Source organism: Lujinxingia vulgaris, from assembly GCF_007997005.1.
Taxonomy (GTDB): Bacteria; Myxococcota_A; Bradymonadia; order Bradymonadales; family Bradymonadaceae; genus Lujinxingia.
This window is the reverse complement of record NZ_VOSL01000013.1, coordinates 15,595-39,507: the sequence shown is the minus strand read 5'-3', so window position 1 is coordinate 39,507 and position 23,913 is coordinate 15,595. Positions and strand designations below refer to the sequence as shown.

16 protein-coding genes are annotated in these 23,913 nt (G+C 65.7%); 9 read left to right on the top strand and 7 right to left on the bottom strand.

What is annotated here, in order from left to right; translation table 11 throughout:
• Positions 1-8: 8 nt before the first annotated feature.
• The 4 genes from FRC96_RS22595 to FRC96_RS02485 form a co-directional block, all read right to left on the bottom strand.
• Complete coding sequence (locus FRC96_RS22595; protein ID WP_283808879.1) at positions 9-3,701, bottom strand: response regulator; 3,693 nt, start codon at positions 3,699-3,701, stop codon at positions 9-11.
• 193 nt (positions 3,702-3,894) lie between these two features.
• A complete protein-coding gene (locus FRC96_RS02495) occupies positions 3,895-5,331 on the bottom strand; it encodes a serine/threonine protein kinase (protein WP_146972457.1) in 1,437 nt (478 codons plus the stop codon).
• Positions 5,332-5,448: 117 nt separating this feature from the next.
• Positions 5,449-6,699: an AI-2E family transporter gene (locus FRC96_RS02490; RefSeq protein WP_146972456.1), complete on the bottom strand. Its 1,251-nt coding sequence runs from the start codon at positions 6,697-6,699 to the stop codon at positions 5,449-5,451.
• Between the two features lie 149 nt (positions 6,700-6,848).
• Positions 6,849-8,792: a 4Fe-4S binding protein gene (locus FRC96_RS02485; RefSeq protein WP_146972455.1), complete on the bottom strand. Its 1,944-nt coding sequence runs from the start codon at positions 8,790-8,792 to the stop codon at positions 6,849-6,851.
• A gap of 120 nt (positions 8,793-8,912) precedes the next feature.
• Between FRC96_RS02485 and FRC96_RS02480 the strand changes: the two genes are divergently transcribed.
• Positions 8,913-9,332: an SseB family protein gene (locus tag FRC96_RS02480; RefSeq protein ID WP_146972454.1), complete on the top strand. Its 420-nt coding sequence runs from the start codon at positions 8,913-8,915 to the stop codon at positions 9,330-9,332.
• Positions 9,333-9,385: 53 nt separating this feature from the next.
• Here the strand turns inward: FRC96_RS02480 and FRC96_RS02475 are convergent, their stop codons facing one another.
• Complete coding sequence (locus tag FRC96_RS02475) at positions 9,386-11,590, bottom strand: hypothetical protein (RefSeq protein WP_146972453.1); 2,205 nt, start codon at positions 11,588-11,590, stop codon at positions 9,386-9,388.
• A gap of 305 nt (positions 11,591-11,895) precedes the next feature.
• Here FRC96_RS02475 and FRC96_RS02470 point away from each other — a divergent pair, with 305 nt between their 5' ends.
• The 5 genes from FRC96_RS02470 (at position 11,896) to FRC96_RS02450 (ending at position 16,115) form a co-directional block, all read left to right on the top strand.
• Positions 11,896-12,861: a sulfurtransferase gene (locus FRC96_RS02470; RefSeq protein WP_146972452.1), complete on the top strand. Its 966-nt coding sequence runs from the start codon at positions 11,896-11,898 to the stop codon at positions 12,859-12,861.
• A 224-nt stretch (positions 12,862-13,085) separates the two neighbouring features.
• A complete protein-coding gene (locus FRC96_RS02465) occupies positions 13,086-14,063 on the top strand; it encodes a sulfurtransferase (RefSeq protein ID WP_146972451.1) in 978 nt (325 codons plus the stop codon).
• 217 nt (positions 14,064-14,280) lie between these two features.
• The gene (locus tag FRC96_RS02460) at positions 14,281-14,958 is read left to right on the top strand and encodes a MotA/TolQ/ExbB proton channel family protein (RefSeq protein ID WP_230469796.1); all 678 of its coding nucleotides are present in this window, start codon (positions 14,281-14,283) and stop codon (positions 14,956-14,958) included.
• Positions 14,948-15,343 (top strand): ExbD/TolR family protein, encoded by a 396-nt coding sequence (locus FRC96_RS02455; protein ID WP_146972449.1) that lies wholly within the window; start codon positions 14,948-14,950, stop codon positions 15,341-15,343. Before FRC96_RS02460 ends, FRC96_RS02455 begins: the two co-directional genes overlap by 11 nt.
• 7 nt (positions 15,344-15,350) lie before the next feature.
• The gene (locus FRC96_RS02450) at positions 15,351-16,115 is read left to right on the top strand and encodes an energy transducer TonB (RefSeq protein WP_230469795.1); all 765 of its coding nucleotides are present in this window, start codon (positions 15,351-15,353) and stop codon (positions 16,113-16,115) included.
• A 44-nt stretch (positions 16,116-16,159) separates the two neighbouring features.
• On the opposite strand, the gene FRC96_RS02445 is transcribed toward FRC96_RS02450, so the two are convergent.
• Positions 16,160-17,116 (bottom strand): hypothetical protein, encoded by a 957-nt coding sequence (locus FRC96_RS02445; protein ID WP_146972447.1) that lies wholly within the window; start codon positions 17,114-17,116, stop codon positions 16,160-16,162.
• A 541-nt stretch (positions 17,117-17,657) separates the two neighbouring features.
• Between FRC96_RS02445 and FRC96_RS02440 the strand changes: the two genes are divergently transcribed.
• On the top strand, positions 17,658-19,412 hold the full coding sequence (locus FRC96_RS02440) for an ABC1 kinase family protein (RefSeq protein WP_230469794.1): 1,755 nt from the start codon (positions 17,658-17,660) through the stop codon (positions 19,410-19,412).
• 577 nt (positions 19,413-19,989) lie between these two features.
• Positions 19,990-21,366, top strand: coding sequence for a class I SAM-dependent RNA methyltransferase (locus FRC96_RS02435; protein WP_146972445.1), 1,377 nt, complete (start codon positions 19,990-19,992; stop codon positions 21,364-21,366).
• Between the two features lie 51 nt (positions 21,367-21,417).
• On the opposite strand, the gene msrA is transcribed toward FRC96_RS02435, so the two are convergent.
• Positions 21,418-22,140: a peptide-methionine (S)-S-oxide reductase MsrA gene (gene msrA / locus FRC96_RS02430; protein ID WP_230469793.1), complete on the bottom strand. Its 723-nt coding sequence runs from the start codon at positions 22,138-22,140 to the stop codon at positions 21,418-21,420.
• Positions 22,141-22,317: 177 nt separating this feature from the next.
• On the opposite strand from msrA, the gene ppx reads away from it, so the two are divergent.
• Complete coding sequence (gene ppx, locus FRC96_RS02425; protein ID WP_146972444.1) at positions 22,318-23,811, top strand: exopolyphosphatase; 1,494 nt, start codon at positions 22,318-22,320, stop codon at positions 23,809-23,811.
• Positions 23,812-23,913: the final 102 nt, after the last annotated feature.

The window sequence follows — 23,913 nt, the reverse complement described above, 5'->3', positions numbered from 1 at the left end:
CCAGCGGCTCAGAACTGCGACTCCAGGATCGCGCGGACCTCGTCGGCGCTCTGGCCGGTGGGCTCGATCTCCAGAAACTTCTCGTAGGCGCCTTTGGCCTGGTCGCGGCGACCGGCGAGCTGGTAGGCGGTGGCGAGCTCCAGATAGAAGGCGCCGGTGCGCATGCCCAGCCGCTCGGCGCGGGTGAGGTTTTCGATGGCCTCGGAGTTTTTGCCGTCGTAGAGGGCGGCCTGACCGTGCAGGAAGGCGACCTGGCGGTTGTTGGGCGCGCGTTTGCTCAAGTCGCGGGCCAGGGGGAGCGCCTCATCAATGCGCTCGCGCTGGACCATGGTGCGCAGGCGCTGGATGTCTTCATTGACGGTGGTCTCGCGATCGGGGGCCGGGGTGGTGGCCGCGGCGCGAAGTTCTTGTTCTTCGGGGGCCGCAGTGTCGTTGGCAGGCGCGGCCTCCTCGTCGGTGGGGGCTTCCTCGGCGGCGGCCGCTTCGGCCGCGGCGGCTTCTTCAGCGGCCTGATCTTCGACGGAGGGGGCGGCTGCATCGCTGGCGGCGCGTTCGCTGGCGAGCTCCACGGCCGCAGCCTCAGCGGACATGCCTTCGAGGCGAGCGCGGGCCAGCGCCTGGTCGAGGTCGAGGCCGGTGGGTGCTTCGTCTTCAGCGACCTCCTCGCCAGCCTGAGGCTCCTCCGCTTCGAGCGCCGGCTCCTCAGGTTCAGGTTCGGGCTCCTCGACGCTGGCGACCTCTTCGGGGAGCGCGTCGGCAGGCTCCGGACCCGAGGACATCTGCATCGCCACCAGCGTGATCGCCACAAGCGCCATGACGGCGGCCACGATCACCCACACCTTCCAGCTCTTCGACTCCCCGGCGAACTCCTCACCGAGGTCATCGTACTCATGGAGGTTCTCGCCCTTCTGGAAGAAGGAGGCCTCCGAGAGCACGCCGCCCAGCTGCACCCGGGGACGCGCGTCGGGGGTGTGGTCGGCGTCGGTGAGCGTGGAGACGGGTTTGGACTCGGACGCGTTCTCGGACTCGTTCTCGTTCTCGTTCTCGTTCTCGTTCTCGGACTCGGACTCGGACTCGGATTCGTTCTCGGACTCGGACTCGGACTCGTTCTCGTCGTGGTCCTGGTTCTCGTCGTGGTCCTGGTCCTGGGGCTCGCTCTCGTCCTGGGGCTCGCTCTCGTCCTGGGGCTCGCTCTCGTCCTGGGGCTCGCTCTCGTCCTGGGGCTCGCTCTCGCCCTGGGGCTCGCTCTCAGGCTCGGACTCGGGTTCGGTCGCGTCCTTTTCGGCCAGGTAGCTGTCGAGGCCGGGGTCGGTGTCGACCTGTTTGGCGCGGGCGTCGGCGTCCGGGCTGTCGGTGGTGGGGCCCTCCTCAAGGGAGGTGTGGGCGGTGCTCGGGTCGATCATCGGCGCCGGGGTGGGCTCATCGTCTTCAAAGGCGGAGCCGGTCACAGCGTCGGGGGCGCGACGTTTTTTGAGGGTGTATTTGGTGGAGACGATGGTGTTGTCTGCGCTGTGTCGCTCGACGGCAGGCATGGTGAGGGTTTCGGATTCTTCTTTGTTTTCAATGCCTTGCGTGGTTTCGTCTTCGCCGTCATCGTCGCTTTGCGGCGCGTCGAGGGGCTCGGGTTCGGACATCTCGTCGAGGTTGACCTCGGGGGCGAAGTCCGGTTTGGCGAAGGCGTCTTCGGACGCGGCGTCGTCTTCGACGGCGTCGGTATCATTAAGGGCGCCGGTTTCGGGGGCGTCGTCGCTGGCGTCGGCTTCGGGAAGGGCGTCGCTGGCGTCATCCTCGGCGGCCTGACGGGCCTCGTCGCGGGCGCGCTTGATCGCGTCGGGGATGCGGATTTTGGCCGTCTCCCGCTCGCTGCGATCGGTGTCGTGGGGGTTGGTGGGCGCGCGTTCCTCGCCGACGCCGGGCAGGGTACCTTCGGGCTCGTCGTCGAAGAGGCCGAAGGCGTCGTCGGACTCGCCAAAGGCGTTGTCGTCGCCGAAGAGGTCGTCGTCGCTTAAGGGATCGCCGGTGGTGTCGGGGGCAAATGCGTCAGCGCCGGAGGCGTTGGGCAGAGCATCATCGATCGCCAGCGCCTGGGCCGGCGAGGCGCTGGGGGTGGGGATGCGCTGGCGCCCGGCCGAGGGCTTTTGGGCGAGCAGGTCGGCCACGTAGAGCTCGCCGGTGGCGTCGCTGGCCGGGACGTCGCGATCGTCGAGAGGTTCGGGCGGGAGCTCCTCGGAGGGCAGATCGTCGGCGGTGGGCGCGTCAAATTCGGCGGTGGGCACAGGCTCGCTGGCCTGGGCGCGCTCCAGGGCTTCTTTCTGTTCGGCGAGGTGGCGGGCTTCGGCCTCGCGACGGCGCCGTTCTTGATCTTCGAGCTCGCGCAGGCCCTCGGCCTGAGCCTCATCGGACTCGTCGGTGGAGGCAGACTCGTCGAGCGCCGAGGCCGGGATCTCTTCGGTGTTGGGGCGCTCTTCGCCCTCGTCCCAGTGGAACTTCCAGTGTCCGCCGCCGGAGCCCTGGCGAGGCTCCTCACCATCGTCGGGCTGGCGGGGGAGCTCCTCGGTGTCGATCTCATCGCCGGCGGCGGCCATCGCCCGCTCAATGTCGCCGACGGCCGGCTTGCTGATGCGGTCGGTGGAGTCGGAGGGCTCCTCTTCGACGCTGTGGGAAGGATCGTCGGACGGGGCGACCACGCGCCCCGACGGGGTGCGCAGCCAGTCGTCGAGGTTGGATGGGGAGGGCTCGGACGTGGGTTGGCCGGCCGCCGGGATGACCTCGTGGAGGATGTCTTCGTCGACGAGCTTTAAGATGATCTGCAGGGTGGTGACGTCGTCGAGGGGGCTGTCATCGATGACATCGCGCATGCGGCGGTAGCCGTCGAAGAGGCGCACCAGGCGCTCGACCTCGGCGGGGAGCTGCGAGAGCATCGCCGGCAAGCGCTGGTAGTCCGCCTCATAGACCCGCTCCAGGGGCGGCATAATGCTCATCAGCTCGCCGAAGCGATCCACGCGCTGAAGCCCTTCGAGCAAGAGCTCGGAGGCGTCTTTTTCGATATGGTCGGTGCGCAGGTCGGTGTCGTGGTAGCGGACCACGAAGTCGCCCTCCGGCCAGAGCATGATGCGGTAGATGGCGTCTTCGCCCTGGAGCTTGCCGCAGACGGCGTCGAGGAGGTTGCCCTCGCGGAAGAAGACCGCCGCCAGGCGCGAGCCGCGGCGGATGCGCACCGAGCCCGAGCGCTGCTCCTGCTCGATGAGCTGAAGCAGGTCGATCATGGTGATGTCGCGCAGGTTGCCCTGCATCTCATCGCGCTCCGCGCCGCTGAGCTGCTCTTTGGCGCGACGCTGGATCAGGAGCTCGGCGCGGGTGGTGATCTCTTTGATGTAGACCGGCTTGGTCAGGTAGTCGTCGGCGCCCAGCTCAAAGGAGCGCATCTTCTCGGTGATGGAGCGCTCTTCGGTCAGAAAGATAAAGGGGATCTGCTCGGTCTCCGGGGCGATCTTTAAGTCGGCGCAGAACTCCAGGCCGTCGCCATCGGGAAGCGTCGTCTCGCTGATGATCAGGGCGGGGGCTTCGGCCTCAATGAGCTCATGAGCTCGGGCGATGGCGTCGGTCAGGACGACGCGATAGCCGGCCTTCTTGAAGCTGACCTCCAGGACCTTCTGGGACTTGGTGTCCGCATCGACAATGAGGATGGTATCGTTCGCCACGCGAACTCCTTGACCGTGCGCTGAGAAGAGGGTCTGAAGCGGCACATCGAAGGTGCCGACTCGGGGACAGACCGCAGAGCTAAAACATCGAGATTGAGCGAGGCCGCAGGCCCGATAAAGTGCCACGGCAGCGCGGGAATCTTAGACTCTGCGCCGCTGCCACACAAGGCCGCCGGCAGGCCGCCCGGAGGGCTTATGCCGGGTGGTGAGCTTTGCTCGGATCGAAGTGGTGGACCGGCTCCACGAAGTTCTGTTCGGCGTCGTAGATCTCGATGCTGAGGTGGTTGTTCGGGTTGGCCGGGTCGACAAAGACGTCGAACTCGCTGCCGGCCTGGTCGTGAAGTCGGCTCATGCGTTCCAGAATTTTTTCATTTTTGACAAAGGGGTTGGTGCTGGTGGCGGCCAGCGTGATCTTGTTCTCGAAGGGCTGCCCGCGGTGCTCAAAGGCGTAATTGAGGTAATAGAAGGTCTGGTTGCCCTCGGCAGAAGGTTCGCTGGTGATGCCGGTAAACGTGGCTTTGAGGTTGAGCCAGTTGGCCGGGGGGGGCTGCCAGGCGTCGCGGATGTATCGCGCGCCCAGGATGACCAGGGGCACCAGGAGGCCAACGATGCTCACCGCCATGGCGGCGATGATGGGCAGCTCCAGGGTGGTGATCAGCTCGCGTAAGACGAGGATGGCGCCGACAAATCCGGCGGCGATGACCACAAAGCCGATCAGGCCGGCCAGAAAGGTCACGGCGGTGCCGGTGGCGCTGACCAGGGCGCGCTCGCGCTCGCGCTGTCGGCGGGCGATCTCGCGCTCGATGCGGTCGATGTGAATGAGGGTCTGGGCGCTCTTGAGCTGTTTGAGATCCTGGAGGAGCTCTCTGGCCGAGGGGTAGCGCTCGTCGATGCGCGGGGCGCAGAGCCGACGCAGGACGCGTTGGAGGTCGGTGGAGACGCCGTTGAGCTCATCGATCATGGCCGCGGCGTCTTCGCCGTGCAGATCGGAGGGGGTGCGCCGGGTCAAACACTCCAATGAGGTGATGCCCAGCGCGTAGAGGTCGCTTGCGGGGAGCGCGCGGCCCATCAGCTGCTCCGGCGGCATATAGCCGAAGGTTCCGATGATGGTGGAGCCGCCTCCCATGGTCAGGCGCACCACTTCGCGCACCGCGCCGAAGTCCACCAGCGTGGGGGTCTGGCCCTCGTCGCACATGATGATGTTGGCCGGCTTTAAGTCGCGGTGGACCACCGCCGGCTCCTGGCTGTGGAGGTAGTCGAGGATCTCGGCCAGGGCGATCATCAGATCCAGGAGGCGCTCCTCATCAAAGCGGATGTCGCTGTCGAGGAGCTCGCGCAGATCGCCCCCGCCGGCGTAGGCCTGCACGATGTAGTAGCAGACCGCGTCGCCCTCTCCCTCACAGAAGGCGTCGATGTAGGCGGGCACCCGCGGGTGGTCGAGCTGCTGGAGGATGCGGGCCTCGCGCTCAAAGAGCTCGAAGTCTTTGAGGGTGGCCAGGCGAGAGGGGTAGAGGGCTTTGAGCGCGACGGTCTGGCCGCTTGTGTGATCGGTGGCCAGGTAGGTGCGGCCCATCGAGCCTTCGCCCAGAATCTCGCTGCAGTGGTAGCGACCGTCTTTGAGGGTGAGCATCGCGCGTGACTCCGCCGTAAGCAGACCGTGGGGTGGAAGAGGCGCGATTGTAGAGGGAGGCTGCGGGTCGGGGCAAGAACCAAGGCGCGCTGTGGCGTCGCGGCGCGCGGAGTCGGCTCAGCCGCGCAGAAATGCGGCCAGCGGGCGAAGATCGTCGATGTTCTCGGAGACCGACTTGAGCGTGGCGACAATGGGGATGGCCAGAAGCAGGCCGGGGGCTCCCCAGATCCAGCCCCAGAAGATCGCCGAGAGCAGCACCGCCAGGCTGTTGAGCTTGAGGTGTCGGCCGATGGTAAAGGGGGTGACCAGGTTGCCCTCAAGTCCGGTGATGCTGCCGTAGATGAGCACGCACCAGAACACGTCGGTGAGGTCGCCAAACTGCATGTAGGCCACCGTCGCCGGGAAGACCGTGCCGATGATCGGGCCGACGTAGGGGATGAAGTTAAAGAGGCCGGCGAAGATGCCCAGCAAGAAGGCGAAGTCCAGACCGTAGATGTACAGCGAGACGCCGGTGATGATCGCCACGCAGGTGTTGGTGGCGAAGCGGTTAAAGAGGTAGCGCTGCACATCTTCGTTGACGTTGCGCAGGATCACGTCGATGGCGTGGCGGCTGCGCGGGCCGTTTCCGGCCGCCTCCAGCACGCGCTGACGCATGCCCGGGCCCTGGGCGAGCACAAAGACGAGCACGAAGATGCACATCAGCGCCTGGGCCAAAAAGCCCAGAAAGCCGGTGATGCCGCCGGCGATAAAGGAGGAGGTGGTCCCCCAGAAGTCGCCGCTGCCCTGGTCGAGGAAGACCTGCACGCGCTCGGCGGTGTCGAGGCGTTCCTCATCGCCGGCGGGGGCAGCGGCTGGCGAGATGGCCTCGTCTTCGCGGCGCAAAGGCTCCAGCGCGCTCTCCACGCGCAGCTGCAGCTCGGTGACGTTGCCGCGCAGCTCGGTGAGGTTGTCGACCAGGCGATCCTGGTAGTTGGGCACCTCCAGCGCCAGGCGTCGGACCTGATCGCCGATGAAGGTGCCCACCACCCCGGTCAGCCCCACCGCGAGCACGACGATGATCAGAGCGGCCGCCCCGCGCGGCAAGAAGAGGCGCGTGCCCGGCAGGCGCACCCGCATCAAGGCGTTGACGAAGGGGGCGAGCACGTAGCTTAAGAAGAAGGCCAGGACGACCGGGATGAGGATGGTTTTGGCAAAGCTCAAGACCGCGATGGTGGCGGCCAGGGCGATGAGCACCAGCGCGATGCGCATCACGTGCACGTCGTGAAGCGCGGCGAAGGTGCCCGTGCGCAGCTCATCGGAGCTGGCCGAGGCGTCGGCGGTGCCGGCGCTCGACTCGCGGGGCTCGGTCTGGGGAGGTTCGGGGGTCATGGCCAGGGGGATGCGCCGAGCTCGGCAGCATGCGTGTGAGAGGTACGACGTGAGAGTGCGAGCCGCGGCGCGGCCCACCGGCAGGCTACCATAGCGGGGCCGGTGGCGAAGTAAATACGTGCTCAGCGGGCAAAATCACAGGGGCGATTTCAGGCGGTGCGCATCTCCATGGGCTGGGAGAGCAGCCAGAGGGCGGCGACGCTGAGCAGGAGCGCGAAGATCGCCACCGGGATCAGCGCTTTGATGGCCTGACGGCGGTTGCCAAACATGCGGTGGGTGGCGCGGTTGACCAGCCACAGCGTGGCGAGGTTGCCCAGGAGCACCAGCGTGAGCTGGGCGCCCCAGAGCCACTCCAGAGGCACGACCATCGAGAGGGGGCTTTTGGCGGTGCCAAAAAGATCCCAGCCCCAGCCGAAGGGGTCGCTGATCAGGCGCAAAAGCTTGCTGCCCTCGTAGAAGAAGTGCAGCGCGTTGTGCGCCAGGTGGTAGGCCAGCGCCACCGGCAGAAGCGGGTAGGCGTAGGCGATGAAGAAGTCGCGCAGGCGGTAGAAGACGTTGCCGCTGGCGAACTTCGAGAGCCAGCACACCCCCAGGTAGAGGAGCGTGGACGCGCCGAAGAAGCCCACCATGCCCAGGGTGAAGGTGGTCAGGTAGCCCGGGTCGACGCCCAGCGTTGCTTCGAGAGCGTCGCGCAGCGGCGGGACGGTCTGGCGGGTCCAGACCGGGATCATCGCCAGGCCGTGGAAGATCGTGACCAAAAAGATCGCCAGCAGCAGCCATGCCTCATCGAGGCGCTTGCGGTGGGGGCCTAAGAGGTCGGCGATCGGGGCGCGGATGTTGATGCCGATGTTGTCGTGGGGGCAGGTCTTCAGACACTCGGTGCACATGGTGCAGTAGCTGTTCTCATTCATCGCCCCCATAAATTCGCCGGTGGGGCAGGGCAGGCCGCGCTCGTTGCCGTGGAAGCAGTCTTTGGTCTGGCAGGACTTGCAGATCTGGGCGTCGCGGCGGCGGATCTCCAGCATGCCGGTGGTACCGTAGGCCCCGGTGACGCGGCCTACCGGGCAGACGTAGCGGCAAAACCCTTTGCGCTCGAAGATAAAGAGGGTGGCTGCGGCCATCGCCACCATCGCCAGCCCCATGATCGAGGTGAGCGCGGGGCGGTAGGGGGCTTCGTAGGCGAGCTCCAGCCAGGTCAGCGCCATGAACATGACGATGGCCGGGTAGAGGTTGCGCAGGGCTTTAGGCCAGGTGCGCTCCAGGCCGATGGCGCGGTCGCGACCGGGGAGTTTGGCGCTCAGCCGCTTGATCCAGTCCGGCACCGCCATCCAGGGGCAGACCGTGCACCAGATCTCGCCGGCAAAAAACGCAAAGAAGATCAGGCCCATCCACCAGATGTTCCAGGTGAGCACCGGCGCGATGTTGCGGGAGGGATCCTGAGAGCCGATGAGACCGGCGACGATCACAAGGATGAAGAGCGCGACGACGGGTAGCTGCACCAGGGGTTGGAAGCCCCGCCAGGTCACAAAGGTCTTAAAGAAGGAGAGGCGCGTGAGCTCAAAGCGGGGGTAGTCCCAGCGTTTGGAGGTCTTTTTCATGTTGCGCGTGGGTTTGCCCAGCGCGAGGAGCAGCACAAAGGAGAGGGCAATGAGCAGAGCGCAGCCCAGGTAAAAGATCCAGTTCGGTACCCCCGGCATCAACGCGCGCTCGGGGCGCTCGGCGATGACCTCGGCCTCGCTCATCAACGCTTCACTGTCGAAAAAGCCCCCCTCCTCAAGCTCGCCGAAGAGGTCGGCATCGGCCGGGGCGCTGCGGCGTACGCGGTGGGGGACCACGTCCATGCCGCAGATCGGGCAGCTGGTGAACTCCTCAAAACGAAGGTCGTTGCACTCCATCGGGCAGATCCACTCCAGGACCTCTTCGGAGCCTTCGCCTGATGCGTGCTCGTGGGCGTGGCCGGCGTGTTCGTCGCTGGCGTGTTCGTTGCTGGCGTGTGCGTCGGTCGAGGTTTGCGCCCACGACGCCAGTGGAAAAACGCCTACGAAGAGCGTGATGAGAAGAAGGCTGGCGAGCCGCAACAAGGGGAGACGCATGGAAGTGACCTACGGCATACGGCTTGGGAGCGGTGGTGCTTGACGTGGGGTGCTGCGCTTGGAAAAGAGCATGTGGGCGCGTTGGATTCCCGGCGCGATCGCTATCAGGAGAATGAGACCATGTCTGCACTTGAGATCCGCGACTACGTCGCCCGCGCACGCCGCGAACCTACCACAGAGAACATTGAGGCGCTCTGGCGCGCGGTGTTTTTGCTCAAGGGCTGGTACTTTTTGCCCACCGAGCGCCAGGACGGCCCGTCGACGCCGATGGTGACTCTGCTGGGGGATCAGCCCTGGCTTGTGGCCTTCACCAACGTGCGGCGTATCAAGGAGTTCAGTCGCCAGGTGGGGCGAGCGGCGCCCGATGGCTCGGTGCAATTATTGGTCCTCGACCCGCGGGAGTCGATGGAGCGAATCGTCGCAGTTCAGGATCAGATCATGGGGGTGGTCTTCAACATCGGCAGCGAGGAGACCTTTCGGGCGCCGGTGGCCGCGATCAAAGCCTACGCGGCTCGGATGGGGCTCGACGATCTGGAGTGAGAGGGGAGGGCGCGGTGCGACGCGACGCCGCACCGCGCGTTTGATGCATCGGCTTAGATCGAGATGTCGTGATGCAGCGCGGCCTTAAAGGGAGTTAGCTCGGCCTGGGCGTCGGGCTCGCGGGCGCCGAAGTGGCTCCAGACCTCTTCGGTCTTCTGGCGGGTGCCGTTGTTGAGTTTGAGGCCCATCATATCGAGCTTTGTGCCTGTGAACTGCGTGCTGGAGCGGGTGATTTTGACCTCCAGATGTTCGGCGGGTTTGCCGACGATGTTGAAGAGCTCGGCCGGGGTGATTGAGCCCTCGTTGAGGGCGCGGGCCAGCTCGTCGGGGGTGCGGTCGAGGGCTTTTGCGAGCTCGGGCAGATCGTGAAGCGTGACCTTGACGTGAAGCTCATGTTCGGGGCCGGCCAGATCGCCGGTGAGCTTGAGGTCCACCTCCAGGGTCTGGGGGGTGATGTTGTGGAACTCCACCGCCATCGTGGCCTCGGCGGCGAGGCCGGCTTTGAGGCCGACCTGCCCGCCGGTCTGGGAGGCGAAGATTTCGGCGAGTGTGCCGGAGGCTGCGTTGGAGGCATTCCGGGAGAGGGAGGCGAAGACCTCGGGGGGGAGTTGGACAAGATCTTTGCCCAGGGAGAGCTCCGGCTTGATGCCCATCTCGAAGCGATGGATGGAGGCATGGTCATCAACGCGGTGCTCATGTGCGACGGTGGTGGTGGAGCCGATGTCGATGCCCAGGGGGAGTGTAGGCATGGAGGCGGAGGCGGAGATGGAGGTGGCGATCTCCTGGCGAGTGGCGACGTAGTGATCTTTGAAGACGTTGGCGAGGGTGTCGGGATCGACCGAAAGGAAGGCGGCGGTGGTGGCCATGCGCGCGCGGTTGAGTTGGGCGGGCTCGCGGGTGTCGAAGCGCAGGGTAGCGCTGTCGGTGCGTTTAAGGCCGAGGTCGAGTGACGCGCCCTGGCCCTGCACGCTTTTGCCTAAGACCAGCGCTCCGGCGTCGGCGTCTTTGAAGGTGATCTCGATGAGATTGGGGTTTTTGGCGTCGCGGGTGATTTCGACGGAACCCGAGGTGCTGACGCTGGCCCCGAAGCCGACGGAGAGCTTGGCGAGAAGCTCACCGCTGATCTCGCGGGTTTCGCCCGGTTGAATGTCATCGAGCATCGCGTTGAAGTTTTCTTCCGAGGGGAGCGCTTTGGCGGCTTTAAGGAGGACCTCTGCGGCGTCGGGCACCACTTCGAGCGCCTCGAGGGCGACGCTGGCGGCAAACGCCACGCGAGAATCGCCGATGAAGAGCTTTGCGGCGATCTCCGGAAGGCTGTCGTCGCTGAGGTTGACCGGGCTGGAGGCCCAGTCGTGGGCAGCTTCCAGGTGGCCGAGGGCGTTCATATAGGCCTCGCGCTCTTCGACGATGGTCTCGCCAATGCCGGTGACGATACCGACGACGGCGCTGCTCACCGCGTCTCCGGCCATCGAGGCGACCCCGACGATGGCGGAGTCGACGAGGCGATCGGCCAGCTCGTAGCCTTTGTAGAGGGTCGCGGCGTCTTGCAGGCCTTCTTTGATGCCTTCTTTGATGGCGGTTTTGGCCTCGGCGATCTCCTGATCGATCTTTTTGTCGATGGCGTCGGAGACGGCGGCGTGGGCCTGGCCGAGGGTTCTGGCGGCGTTGGTGAGGTTGTCTTTTGCCTCGTTGATGTTGTCTTTTGCCTCGTCGACTTTTTGATCAAAACGCTGCTCGACGGTGGCCAGCGCGTCGTTGCCCAGAGCTCTGGCGGCGTCGACGGTGGCCTGGGCCCGGTCGATGGAGACTTCAATGGCCTGGACGAAGAGCTCGGGGTTCTCGGCCAGGGTTTGTGCGGTCTTCTCAAGCGTCTCGGGGTCGAGGTTGTCGGTGACGCGGGTGACGGTCTCCTCGATCTTCTGGCGGGTCTGGGCGATGGCCTCGGTGGTGGAGGGGGAGGGCTCAAAGAAGTCGACGACCGGCTCAAAGGCCTGGCGGGTCAGTGCGCCGGGGTCGCCCAGGGCCTGGCGGGCGCGCTCCAGGCTGCCGGTGGCGGCGCTTTTTGCGCGCTCAAAGAGGGAGGGTTTTGAGGGCTCCTCCCAGGCGTCGGTCTGGGGGGAGGTTTCGCTCACCGACGATGCGCCCGAAGCGCCGGCGCTCTGCGCTGGCGAGGGGGTGCAGGTGGGCGGAAGGGGCCCGACAAACTCCTCGTCGGTGGGGAGGGGGGCGGGGGTGTTGGAGCCGTCGATGCGGGTCATGGGTTCTCCGAGAGGGCAGGGACGAGCACGCGCACCTCGCGCGTCGGTCAGGGTCACCCTCTTATTGTCGAGCGGCGGCGGAGAAAGTTGCGTGCCGGGGTGAAAAAACTTTGAAGCTCCTCGGGGTGTGTCTTTGTAAGTGGTTGATTTTGCTTGGTTTATGGACTCTGTTTTTCGCTGTTGAATAATTCCTACCACGTCGCTATGTTTTGTCTTGTTCGTAAATCCTAGTTTGCGAATAGGGATTATATAAAAACGGATGCCCGGCAGGTGTCGGGCCTTTTTTTGACGCAGGAAGGGTAGCGATGAGCATGATCGAAGCGACGAGGGCAGCTGGTCGATGGTCGGTGTGGGCTGCGGCAGCGGTGACGCTGACGCTCTCGGTGGGGTGTGGTCAGGAGGCCGCGCAGTTTGAGACGCCCGAGGGCTGCTCGGAAGAGACGGGGACCTGTGAGGCGGAGGTTTTTGTTAACGCCGAGGAGTTTGAGTTTTTGCGTCGCCAGGGCGCGCTGGTGCTCGACACGCGTGCCGAAGCCACCTACGCCACCGGGCATGTTCCCGGGGCGATCAACATCAAGTGGAGCGTCTTTGCGAAGCCGGACTTCAACGGCATTCTTTATGATGACGCCGAGACCCTGCAGACGATCGCGCGCGAGTACGGCGTCAATGACGAGCAGCCGGTGCTGATCTACGGCGGTGGGGGCAGCTCGGAGTCGGCTTCGGGCCGCGTCTTCTGGACGCTAGAGTACCTGGGCCACGAGAACGTCTACCTGCTCGACGGGGGCTTCGATCAGTGGACCGGCGCGCGTTTTGAGGCGATTGAGGCGGGCGTGAATGAGGCCGTGGCGGGCGACTTCACCGTCGACCTTCAGCCGCAGCGCCGCGCCACGATCGAGGAGGTTGAGGCGGCAATTGAGGATGACACGATTCGCCTGGTGGATACGCGCACCATCGAGGAGTGGTTTGCCGAGAATCTGCGCGACAACCCCGAAGGTGGCCACATCCCTGAAGCCGTGCATTACCACTGGGAGAACGTGTTGTCGGAAGATGGCACGCTGCGCCCGGTCGATGAGCTGCGCGCCGAGCTTGAGGCGCTGGGCATTGTGGATGGCACGCTGGCGATTCCCTACTGCCAGAGCGGCGTGCGCAGCGGGTTCTTTTACGCCGTGCTCAAGTACCTGGACTACCCCGAGCCCAAAAATTACGACGGGTCGTGGTGGGAGTGGTCGCGGGATGAAGACACGGTGAAGGTGGTCGAAGAGCGCGAGTAATGCTTCATTCAGGAAGCCTGGCGAGGCCCACGCTGCGTGGGTGTTGCTCGCCGGGCAGCCACTCGTGATCAAATAAAGAACGCCGCCGAGACGTCTCTACGTCGAGGCGGTTTTTTTAATCAGGTTATTTTAATCAGGGCGTTCAGGTGATGTTGGGAGTGTTGGGGGCATGATGGGACGTCGTGAGGGTTGGGTGCGAGTAAAGAAAGAGAACAGGAGCGGATTTGGCAGCAGAGAGTGGGCGTAAAAGAAGCGTAGGGAGCCTTCTGGGAGGTGGGGCGGTGGGGAGCGTGTTGGTGGCACTTTTGCTCTGCGTCAGCGGTGTGCTTTGCCCGGTGCAGGCGCAGGAGCGCAGCGGCGGCGCCGGGTCGCTGGTGGCGTTCGGGGAGCAGGCCGTTGAAGTGTTTGTGGATGTGGAACGCGCCCGGGAGCTTGTCGCCGAGGGGGCGGCGGTGCTCGATGCGCGGGAGGCCTCGGATTTTCGACGGGGACATCTTCCCAACGCGGCGAACCTGCCCTGGACGACGCTTGTGAGCGGGGAGCAGCAGGGGGCGCTGGCGGGCGATGCGCATCTGGAGGTGCGCATGAGGGAGGCCGGCGTCTTTAACGATAAGTCGGTGGTGGTCTACGGGGGCTGGCGCGCGCCGGGGACCTGGGGCGAGGAGGGGCGCTTGCATTGGACGCTGGAGTATCTGGGGCATGGGAAGGTCTATGTGCTCTGGGGGGGCGTTCAGGCCTGGGAGGCGGCTGGACACGAGCTTGAATCCGGAGCGCAGGCCGACCGAAGCGCCGGTGATTTTGAGGTGCGGCGCCAGGAGGCCCACCGGGCGACCACCGCCGAGGTTCAGGCAGCGCTCTCCCGCGACGATGTGGCGCTGCTCGATACGCGCGAGGCCGAGGAGTATGGCGGCAAGGTCAAGTACGGGGAGTCGCGCGCCGGACACATCCCGGGGGCGCAGCATCTGTGGTGGGAAGATCTCTTTGAGGGCCAGCAGCTGAAGACTCGCCAGGCGATTGAGGCGATGCTCAAAGCGCGGGAGATCGAGCGTGGCGACGAGGTGATCGCGTACTGCACCGGGGGCATCCGCTCGGGCTTTGTGTACTCGGTGCTGCGGGCGCTGGGGTACGGGGAGGTCGCCAACTACGATGCGTCGATGTGGGAGTGGACGCGGCAGGGCGATCGGCCGGTGCGGGTGCCTTAAGCCAAAAACGGGGATGCAACGCGATCGCGGTGAGGCCGAGAGGGTGTCCATTCACCGCAGATCGCGTGATCGGGGGCGCGCGCGCTTGCGGTGGGGGCTAAGTCGTCGAAAAAAGACGAAAAGATGTGAAATTGAAACTGATTTTCATTGTTAGGGTGGAGTGATTACGCTATGGAAGGAGCGTGGTTTGACGTCCACCGAAGCGATGAGAGCAGTGATGACGCTTGGCGAATTGATGACAAACGGGGGATGGGCGATGGCCCCGATCTACGCCTGTTCGGCGTTGATGGTGGCCATTTTTGTCAAAAAGGCGCTGGAGTTTCGGGCGCAGCGCTTAGGCCAGGTGCAGTGGCTTGGCGAGGTGCTTGAGGCGATTGATGAGGGTGATGTGGCCGGGGCGCGCGAGCGTGCCCGGGGTAGCGTGCACCCGGTGGGGCGCGTGATCGACGCGATGCTGGAGACCTTTGAGCGTCGCCCGGATCGGGTGGAGGCCGAGGCGGCGCGTTGCGGAAGTCTGGAGCTGCAGCGTCTGGAAAAGAATGTCGGCGCCCTCTCGTTCATCGCGCAGGTCGCTCCGCTCCTGGGGCTTCTGGGCACGGTGGTGGGCATGGTCGAGCTTTTCATCGGCCTGCAGGGCGCGGGCGCGGCGATGGTCGACGCCCAGCTTCTGGCCTCGGGCATCTGGAAGGCGCTTTTGACCACGGCGGCCGGCCTGATGGTGGCGGTGCCTTCGCTGGCCGGCTACACCTTTTTGAACGCGCGCACCGACGGCTTCCGGCTGACCTTGAGCGACGCGATCTCGCAGGTGCTCACCGCGCTGCCGTTGCCGCAGACCGAGCCTGGCGAGAAGCGCCCGGTGCCCACGCTGGTGCGTGAGGCGGCCGATGCAGTTTGAGAGTTTTGAGCGGGAGTCGCCCACGATCAATGTCTCGGCGCTGATCGATGTGGTGTTCATCCTGCTGATCTTCGTGGTGCTGGCGGCGAACTTCGATCGGGTGCGCGAGATGGGCGTGGTGCTGCCCCAGGCCGAGTCGACGAGCGCGGTCTCGCCAGAGGCGCAGACGCTGACGCTCAAGGCCGATGGCACGATGCTCCTTGGCGAGGACCCGGTGACGCGCGAGGGGCTGGGCCAGGCGCTGGTGGAGGCCCGCGAGAGCTTTGAAGTGCTCGTGCTCGTGGGCGACAGCAAGGTCGCGCTCGAAGAGGCCGTGTTTGTCTTTGATGAGGCGTCGAAGGCCGGCTTTGAGTCGGTCTCCATCGCCACGCGCAAGGCCGACTGAGCGCGCGATGAACGAACCTTCGCAAAGGGTGGGGTGGGGAAAGCCGCTGGGCGTGGTGCTGGCGTTGCACCTGGGGCTTTTTGCGGTGCCGCTGAGCTTTGATTCTTCCGCCGAGGTCGAGCCCGAGCCGATCACGCTCACCTTAAAGGCGCCCGAGCCGGTGGCCGAACCGGTGGAGCCAACGCCTGAGCCCGAACCGCCGCCGGAGCCTGAAGTGGTGCCCGAGCCGCCGCCGGAGCCCGTTAAACCCCCACCACGCCAGCAGGTGGAAGCGCCAAAGGTGGCCAGCTCCGAGGTCGTGGTGCCGGAGCCGGAGCCCGAGATCGTGCCGCCCCCCGAGGAGGCGCCAGTGAGTCTGGAGGCGCCCGTCGAAGTGGACCCCGAGGCCGCAGAAGATCCCGTGGAAGAGACGCCCGTGGCAGATGAGCCCGCGCCCGAGCCGACACCCGCCGAGCCGCCGGCGCCGCTTGTAGACCCGGTGGACTGGGGCGCCTACGAGTCGCGCATCACCGGCGCGCTGGAGGCCGAGAAGCGCTACCCGCGCATGGCGCGTCGCATGGGGGTGGAGGGCGAGGCGGTGGTGCGGATGATCATCCGCCGGGACGGCACGCTGGCGCAGCCGCCGCAGCTTGTGCGCTCCAGCGGAAACAACCTCCTCGACAAGGAGGTGCTGCGCATGGTGGAGGCCGCAGAACCTTATGCGGGGCTCCCCGAAGACTCGGTGATCGATGAGTTTGAGCTCGTCGTGCCGGTGAACTTTTTGCTCGAATAAGCCCCGGCCCTGGCGAGCGCTCGCCAGGGAGAGGGCGCGGGGGATCAGGCGCGAAGATCGCGGTGGATCTTGGTCACCGCACGCTCCACAAAGGTGGTGGGGGTGGGGTTGACCGGGGGCGCGCCGAAGACGAGCTCCACGCAGTCAAAGCGGTTGGGGCCGCGCAGAAACCACCCCGGCAGGTAGGCCACCGTGCGAAAGCCGATGGCGCAGAGCTCGTGGTAGGCCTGCTCGTGGTTGACCGGCAGGGTCAGACGCACATCGCGCACGCCTTTTTTGCGTACCCGCTCGGTGAACTCTTTGATGATCTCGACGGGGAAGGCGCCGGCGGCGTTCTCGATGTAGATGTAGTTTCCGCGGGAGTGGTAGGTCGGCCAGATGCGCCCGGAGATCACCGGGGCGCCAGTGCCGCGCGGGCATCCCACCGGAAAGCTCCTGGGGTAGGGCACGTTGCGCTCGGCCTCTTCGAGAAGATCGATGATGCGCATGGCAAAGGGCGTCGATGTCAGCGCGTTATGCGGAGGCTCGGCGCGGCGGTGCTGGCCTGCGGGGTTGATAAAGCCCATCAGGAGTTCAGCCTGACCGATGTCCTGGGAGCCGGGCGCCGGGCGGTAGCCCCAGCAGGTCGCGCCCATGTCGCGGCCGCGGCGAAAGCTCGACTCGGTGGAGGCTCGAAAAAAGGCGATGCCATACGACTTGATCCCCAGCCTGCGCAATGCCTCAAAGAGCGCCTTCGCAATCTCGCCGCGCCGGGGGTGGGCGGACACGCTCAAGGTGCTGATCTCCAGCGACTGGTTCCAGCTGCGCACAAAGGCCAGCCCGCAGCCCAGAAGTTCGCGCTCGTGGGTGGCCACCACAATGGCGATTTCGCCATCGGTGAGCAGCTGCGCCAGGGTCTCGGCTTTGAAGAGCTCCTGGTGGGCGAACTCCGGGCCGTGAATCGAGCGGTAGAACTGGCTGAGGCGCGGGGCCTGTTCGGGGCGCGCAAGTGAGAGTCGCATAGGCGAAACGGTGGCCGTAAGAGGGTGCCAGGGGTGTTGCCGGGAGCGTGTTCACGAGGTGCTCCAGAGCGGCTCGGCATTCTCGGCATCCGGTGGGGGGATGTCAATCAAGGGTGGTCGGGTTCGGGGGTGTGCGTTTTGTGGTTGGGTGGTTGGGTGGTTGGGTGGTTGAGGGCGTTGGGGGGTACGCGGTGTGGGGAGGTTCGTGTGGGCGGCCGGGGGTTCGCTTTGTGGTTGGGGGGTACGCGGTGTGGGGAGGTTCGTGTGGGCGTGGGGTGGGGCGTGTTTTGTGGTTAGGTGGTTGGATGGTTGAGGGCGTTGGGGGGTACGCGGTGTGGGGAGGTTCGTGTGGGCGGCCGGGGGTTCGCTTTGTGGTTGGGGGGTACGCGGTGTGGGGAGGTTTGTGTGGGCGTGGGGCGGGGCACGTTGTCTGACCATTTGGTGTTTTGATGTGGCGCTGCCCATGTGGTCGTCGTGGGAAGTTGTTGCTAGGGTGCCGGGGAGGTTGTCGGTTGAAAACGTCAGTGTGGGAGTAGGCACGATGGCATCACCAGTCAGAGCGGCGGTTCAGGACATCAAGCGCCTGCGGACCATCTCCAGTGTGCTCACGCGGCACGGGTTCTCGGCGGTGGCGCGGCGTGCGGGGTTGGGCCGCTTTTTGGGCGAGAGCTCGACGTTGCGGGGGGATGACGGGTTTGAGGGCGATGAGAGCGTTGAGGCGCTGATCGGGCCGGACCGCTCCGAGGCGGCGGTGCGTTTTCGGCGCGTGCTCGAAGATCTGGGGCCGACCTTTGTCAAACTCGGGCAGGTGCTCTCCACGCGCCCCGATCTGGTGCCGAAGGAGTTTCTCGACGAGCTGCGCAAGCTTCAGGACGCGGTCAGCCCAATGCCCATGGAGACGATCCGCCGGCAGGTGGAGTCGAGCCTGGGGCAGACGTTGGAGGAGGCCTACGCGAGCTTTGAGGAAAAGCCCCTGGCCGCCGCGAGCATCGGGCAGGTGCACCGTGCGACGCTGCATGATGGCACGTCGGTGGTGGTCAAGGTGCAGCGCCTGGGCATTGGCGAGCAGATCCGCGCCGATCTCGATCTGCTCTACTATCTGGCCCGCTTTCTGGAGGCGACCGTCGAGGAGATCGAGCTTTATTCGCCCACGGCCATCGTGCAGGAGTTTGAGCGGGCGATCCTGGCGGAGCTGGACTTTCGGCAGGAGGCCAAACATGTGCAGGAGTTCGGCAAAAACTTCGCCGAGGTTGACGCCGTCAGCGTGCCTTTTGTCTACGACGAGCTGACCCGCGCCGAAGTCATGACCATGGAGTTTGTGCAGGCCGGCAAACTCGCGGACATCGAAGGGGGCAGCGAGCTTGCCGAGACGGTGCTGCATAACCTGCTCGACGCCATGGTCAAGATGGTGCTTTACGACGGGTTTTTTCACGGCGATCCGCATCCGGGCAACATCATGGTGCGCGAGGACGGCGCGCTGATCTTTATCGACTTCGGGCTGGTGGGGCGCCTCTCGTCGCGCCAGCAGGACGATCTGATCGGGCTGATCCTCAATGTGCTCACCGGGGATGTCGACGCGATCGCCCGGGCCCTTCTGGAGATGGGCGATCCGGTGGGGCGGGTGAACCTGCGGGAGTTTCGCTCGGACGTGGAGCGGGTGCGCGACAAGTACATCAGCGCGACGGTGGGCGACTTTGATGTGAGCCAGTTCATCCAGGAAGTGATGGACGCGGCGCAGTACCACCGCATTCGTCTCAACCCCAACTACGCGGTGCTGGTCAAGACGGCGGCGACCATCGAGGGCATCATGCGCCGGCTCAAGCCGGATATGGACGTGATGGCCATCGGGCTCCCCTACGCCCGCGACCTGGCGCTGAAGAAGTATTCGGCCAAAAAGCTGGCGCAGTCGGCGTTGAGCGCAGCCGTGGGCGTCTCGAGCTTTGTGACCAAGGTGCCCCAGCAGCTCGATCAGGTGCTGATGGACCTGGAGGGCGGAAACCTCACGGTGACGGTGCGCAATGAGTCGCTCGATCAGCTCGGGGAGGTGCTCAACACCCTGGGCACGCGTCTGTTCTTGGGCGTGATCGCCTCGGGGCTGGCGGTGGTGGCGGCGATGCTCTTACGCCCCTTCGATCGGGAGATCTTCGGGGTCTCGGTGCTTTTGATCATCGGGATTCTGGCGGCGCTCTCGGCCACCACCCTCTTCTGGTGGTCGCTGGGCTGGCATGTGGCGGCGAGCCGTAAGGGTAAGAAGTTGCGCCTGGGGCCGTTGATGCGGCTTATGCGGCGAGATTGAGGTGCGCGGGCGCCGGGCAGGTGTTTTGGGAACTCAAAACGTGAGCGCGAGGGTCGATCGGGCGATTTTCCAGCCCAAAACACGTGAACGGGGGCCGAGCACGCGTTTTGGAAACCCAAAACGCGATCGCGAGGGTCGATCGGGCGATTTTCCAGCCTAAACCACGTGAACGGGGGCCGATCACGCCTTTTGGAAATCCAGAACGTGTTGTCGAGGGTCGATCGGGCGTTTTGAGCTGAGATGTCGTGATCGCATCGCTCGGGCAGGCGTTTTGAGTTGAGATGTCGTGATCGCATCGCTCGGGCAGGCGTTTTGAGCCGAGATGTCGTGATCGCATCGCTCGGGCAGGCGTTTTGAGCCGAGATGGCGTGATCGCGTCGCTCGCGCAGGCGTTTTGAGTTGAAACGCCGCGATCGCGTCGCTTGCGCAGACGTTTTGAGCGTTGGGAGTCGAGTGAGACCCGTCCGGAGTTCTCTGCGCTTTGCCCCGAAACGCCGACGCTGATAAGGCGGAGGGCAGAAGTCGAGGGGCCGGCCTGTGCGCGGGCCCCGCAGAAGCACGAACGAGTGAGCCGGGCATGAGCAAGACGATCGACGACGTGGTGATCGCCGGGATCGACGCGAACTTTGAGGGGTGGGTCGAGCACAACCAGCGCCGGGTGCTGGCGCCGGGCGTGGTGCCAGGCGACCGGGTGGATCTGGAGGTGGTGGCGTCGAGCCAGCATCATCCGCGCGACTTTGCGCGGGTGAGCCGGGTGCACGGGCGTGGCGAGGGGTTTGAGCAGCCGGTGTGCGCGCACGCCGGCCCGGTGCGGGGGCGCTGCGGGGGATGTCCGGGGATGCATGTGCGCGCTTCGCTGCGAGCGCAGATCTTAGAAGATCGCGTCACCGAGCTGCTTGGCGAGCGCGAGATCGGCTGGAGCTGGCACGAGGCGCCGCGCCAGCTCGGCTACCGCAACCGCTCCAATTTTGTGGTCACGCGTCGCGCCGGCCGCCTTTTGCTGGGCTCGTATGCCCCGCGAAGCCAGGATGTGGCGGCGATGTCGGGCTGTCAGGTGGTGCGCCCGATTCTTTCGCGGGTGCAGGCGGAGCTGGAAGTGCGTTTGGGCGCGCTGGATGTGCCGGTGGGCGATGAAGCGCAGGGGCTGCGCTACATCTCGGTGCGGGCTGCCGGGCAGCCGGGGGCTGGCGAGGCGGTGGTGGTGGAGCTTGTGGTACGCGAGCCTGACGCCCACTGGCTTGGTGCGGCCACCGAGGCGATCATGGCGATCGAGGGGGTGCAGGGCGTGGCGCTGACGGTCAACGATCGCGACACCAACGCCATCCGCGTCGACGCCTCGCGCACCCTGGCCGGGGACTGCCGGCTGATGGAGCGTTACGGAGACGTGGCGCTGGCCATCGATCCGGGGGCCTTTGCCCAGCTCAACGTGGAGGTGGCCTCGGCGATGTACCGCCAGGCCGCGCGCTGGGTGCAGGGCGCGCAGGTGATCTGGGACCTCTACTGTGGCATCGGCGGGCTGGGGCTCAACGCGGCGGTGGGGCGCAGCAATGTGCATCTTTTTGGCGCGGAGAGCGTGGCCTCGGCCATTGAGAGCGCGCGGCAGAACGCGGCGCGCGCCGGGGTGGAGGCGCGCTACCGCGTGGTCGACCTGGGAGCCGCGGACTGGCGCGCGTCCTGCCCCGATGAGGGGGCGCTGGCCCGGCCGGAGGCGATCCTGCTCAACCCGCCGCGCAAGGGGCTCTCGCGGCCGATGCGGGAGGTGTTGAGCAAGCCGGCGTCGCTGGGCGCGAAGATGCTCGTTTATATGAGCTGCGATGTGGCGAGCTTTGCCCGTGACACCGACGAGCTTGAGCAGGGCGGCTGGAAGCTCGTGGAGCTTCAGGCCCACGACATGCTCCCGCAGACCACCCATGTGGAGCTGTTGGGGCGTTTTGAGCGCGCCAGAGGTTCCTGAAGGCCGCCCGTGGCGCGTTGAGGGGCGGTGCGGGGGCAAAGGCACGCGCGTTCAATCGGCCGTCCAGGTGCGCTCTAAGAAGCCCTTGCGGCCGCTCCCCTCGTAGTAGCGCTGATAAGGGGTGGGGTTCTTTTTATAATAGTCCTGGTGGTACGCCTCGGCGATCCAGAAGGGCTGGGCGGGCTTGATCGGCGTGACGATGGGCTCATCAAAAGGCCCTTCGGCTTCGAGCGCCGCTTTGGAGGCCTCGGCCTGATCGCGCTGCAGGTCATTGTGGGTGTAGATGCCCGGGCGGTATTGCGAGCCGCGGTCGGCGAACTGCCCTTCGAGGTCGGTGGGATCGTGGGCGCGCCAGAAGACGGTGAGCAGCTCCTCATAGCTGACGATATCGGGGTTGTAGAGGATCTCGACGGCCTCAGTGTGGCCGGTCTGACCGGAGGAGACTTCGCTGTAGGTGGGGGCTTCTTCGGGGCCGTCGGTGTAGCCGGAGGTCACCGAGACGACGCCCTCCAGGCGCTCAAAGGGGGGCTCCATGCACCAGAAGCAGCCGCCGGCGAAGGTGGCGCGGGCCAGCCCTTCGCTCTCCAGATCGGGCGTGGAGAGCTCGGTGCCGCCCGGGCGATCGGCGGCCTCGCTCTCTGGCGAGGCGCCGGGTTGCTCGGTCTGCGCCACGTCGCCGTTGCGGTGGGTCTCGGAGGGCTGGCAGCCCAGGGTCAGCCCGGCGACGAGCAGCACCATCACGAGCAGCAGGTTGGGGAGAAGTTGACGGGACATCAGGACCTCATGGAGGTGGGAGTGGGGATAACCAGGGGTAATTATGGGCGCCAACGTTGGCGAGCGGGCGCGCATCATGGATGCGTCTCGGCGAGCGTCGCGCTAGGTTAAGACTGAACACCGGTTGCGGTGTGGCGAGCGAGCCTTGCGAGAACGTGGAACAACGATGGGAGCCCTATGACGGCAGAGAGGATGATCGCGGCGATCGACCTGGGGTCGAACTCCTTTCATATGGTGATCGCGCGCAAGCAGGATGGCCAGCTTCAGGTGGTCGACCGTCTTAAAGAGATGGTGCGCCTGGCCGCCGGTCTGCGTGACGACAAAACCCTGAGCACCGAGGCGCGCGCCCGGGCGCTGGGGTGTTTGCGCCGTTTTGGGGAGCGACTTCAGGGCATTGCGCCCGGTGATATTCGCGCGGTGGGCACGAACACGCTGCGTAAGACCCGCGACCCGCGCGCCTTTATGGAAGAGATTCAGGAAGCCCTGGGCGGGGTGCCCGTCGAGATCATCAGCGGTCTCGAAGAGGCTCGTCTCGTCTATCAGGGCGTCGCCCACACGATGGAGCCGGGCCCGGGGCGTCGGCTGGTCATCGATATTGGCGGGGGCAGCACCGAGTTTGTGGTCGGCCAGGGCTTTGAGCCTCTGGAGCGCGAGTCCAAGTATATGGGGTGTGTGGAGTGGACGCGGCGTTATTTTCCCGATGGCAAGGTCAGCGAGGCGGCCATGGCCGAGGCGATTCTTGCGGCCAAGCAGGAGGTGGAGATGCTGGCGACGCGCTACCGCCAGGTCGGGTGGAGCGAGGCGGTGGGCTCGTCGGGGACGATCAAAGCGGTGGCCCAGGTGCTCGATGAGAAGGGCTGGAGCCGTGGGGCGATCACCGCCCGCGGGCTGCAGCGCTTGCGGCGGCGGCTGATCAAAGATGGGGAGGCCCGGCCCGATCAACTTCCCGGGGTCAGTGAGGATCGCGCCCCGGTCTTTGCCGGCGGGGTGGCGATCTTGAGCGCGGCCTTTGAGATCTTGCAGATCGAGCAGATGGTCCCCAGCGACGGCGCGCTGCGCGAGGGCTTGATGGTCGATCTTGTGGGGCGCTTGAGCCGCGAAGATATCCGCGAGCAGACTGTGGCCACCCTGTGCGCGCGCTACGGGGTGGACATGCCGCATGCGGCGCGGGTCGAGGCCACCGCGCTGGCCCTGTGGGAGCAGGTCGCCGCCGGCTGGAAGATCGAGGACCCCTACCTTGCCACGGTGCTGGGGTGGTCGGCGAAGTTGCATGAGATCGGCCTGGCGATCGCGCACGCGCGCTACCACAAGCACGGCTCGTACCTGGTGGAAAACTCCGACATGCCCGGGTTTTCGCGCCAGGATCAGCATATGCTCTGGGCGCTGGTGCGTACGCATCGCCGCGAGTTTAAGCCGCATCGTTTTGACGGGATGGCCGGCAAGCTTCCGCGCTCTGGAAGGCGGCTGGCGGTGCTTCTGCGGCTGGCGGTGCTGCTCAACCGCAACCGCGTCGATCAGGCCGTGCCCGAGTTTAAGGCCGAGGTGCAGGGACGTGAGCTGACGCTGAGCTTTCCAAAGGGCTGGTTGCGCTCCATGCCGCTGACCCGCGCGGTGTTGCGCGAGGAGGCCGAGCGTCTGGAGGCGGCGCGTATTCGGCTGAAGGTGCATTAGAGCTCTGGCGTGATCTCGGCGGCGTGGTTTGCACGATCGTCGCCGGGCTGCGATAGATGGGGGGCTGGAGAAGAACTTTTCACTTCTGAGGCTTTGACCTCG

Excerpts from the sequence above, each read along its gene's own strand:
- FRC96_RS02480 (WP_146972454.1), top strand. The coding sequence starts at position 8,913 with ATGTCTGCACTTGAGATCCGCGACTACGTCGCCCGCGCACGCCGCGAA.
- FRC96_RS02435 (WP_146972445.1), top strand. The coding sequence starts at position 19,990 with ATGAGCAAGACGATCGACGACGTGGTGATCGCCGGGATCGACGCGAAC.
- ppx (WP_146972444.1), top strand. The coding sequence starts at position 22,318 with ATGACGGCAGAGAGGATGATCGCGGCGATCGACCTGGGGTCGAACTCC.
- FRC96_RS02460 (WP_230469796.1), top strand. The coding sequence starts at position 14,281 with ATGACGCTTGGCGAATTGATGACAAACGGGGGATGGGCGATGGCCCCG.
- FRC96_RS02475 (WP_146972453.1), bottom strand. The coding sequence starts at position 11,590 with ATGACCCGCATCGACGGCTCCAACACCCCCGCCCCCCTCCCCACCGAC.
- FRC96_RS02490 (WP_146972456.1), bottom strand. The coding sequence starts at position 6,699 with ATGACCCCCGAACCTCCCCAGACCGAGCCCCGCGAGTCGAGCGCCGGC.
- FRC96_RS02495 (WP_146972457.1), bottom strand. The coding sequence starts at position 5,331 with ATGCTCACCCTCAAAGACGGTCGCTACCACTGCAGCGAGATTCTGGGC.
- FRC96_RS02445 (WP_146972447.1), bottom strand. The coding sequence starts at position 17,116 with ATGCGACTCTCACTTGCGCGCCCCGAACAGGCCCCGCGCCTCAGCCAG.
- FRC96_RS02470 (WP_146972452.1), top strand. The coding sequence starts at position 11,896 with ATGAGCATGATCGAAGCGACGAGGGCAGCTGGTCGATGGTCGGTGTGG.
- FRC96_RS02455 (WP_146972449.1), top strand. The coding sequence starts at position 14,948 with ATGCAGTTTGAGAGTTTTGAGCGGGAGTCGCCCACGATCAATGTCTCG.
- FRC96_RS02450 (WP_230469795.1), top strand. The coding sequence starts at position 15,351 with ATGAACGAACCTTCGCAAAGGGTGGGGTGGGGAAAGCCGCTGGGCGTG.
- FRC96_RS02440 (WP_230469794.1), top strand. The coding sequence starts at position 17,658 with ATGGCATCACCAGTCAGAGCGGCGGTTCAGGACATCAAGCGCCTGCGG.
- FRC96_RS02485 (WP_146972455.1), bottom strand. The coding sequence starts at position 8,792 with ATGCGTCTCCCCTTGTTGCGGCTCGCCAGCCTTCTTCTCATCACGCTC.
- msrA (WP_230469793.1), bottom strand. The coding sequence starts at position 22,140 with ATGTCCCGTCAACTTCTCCCCAACCTGCTGCTCGTGATGGTGCTGCTC.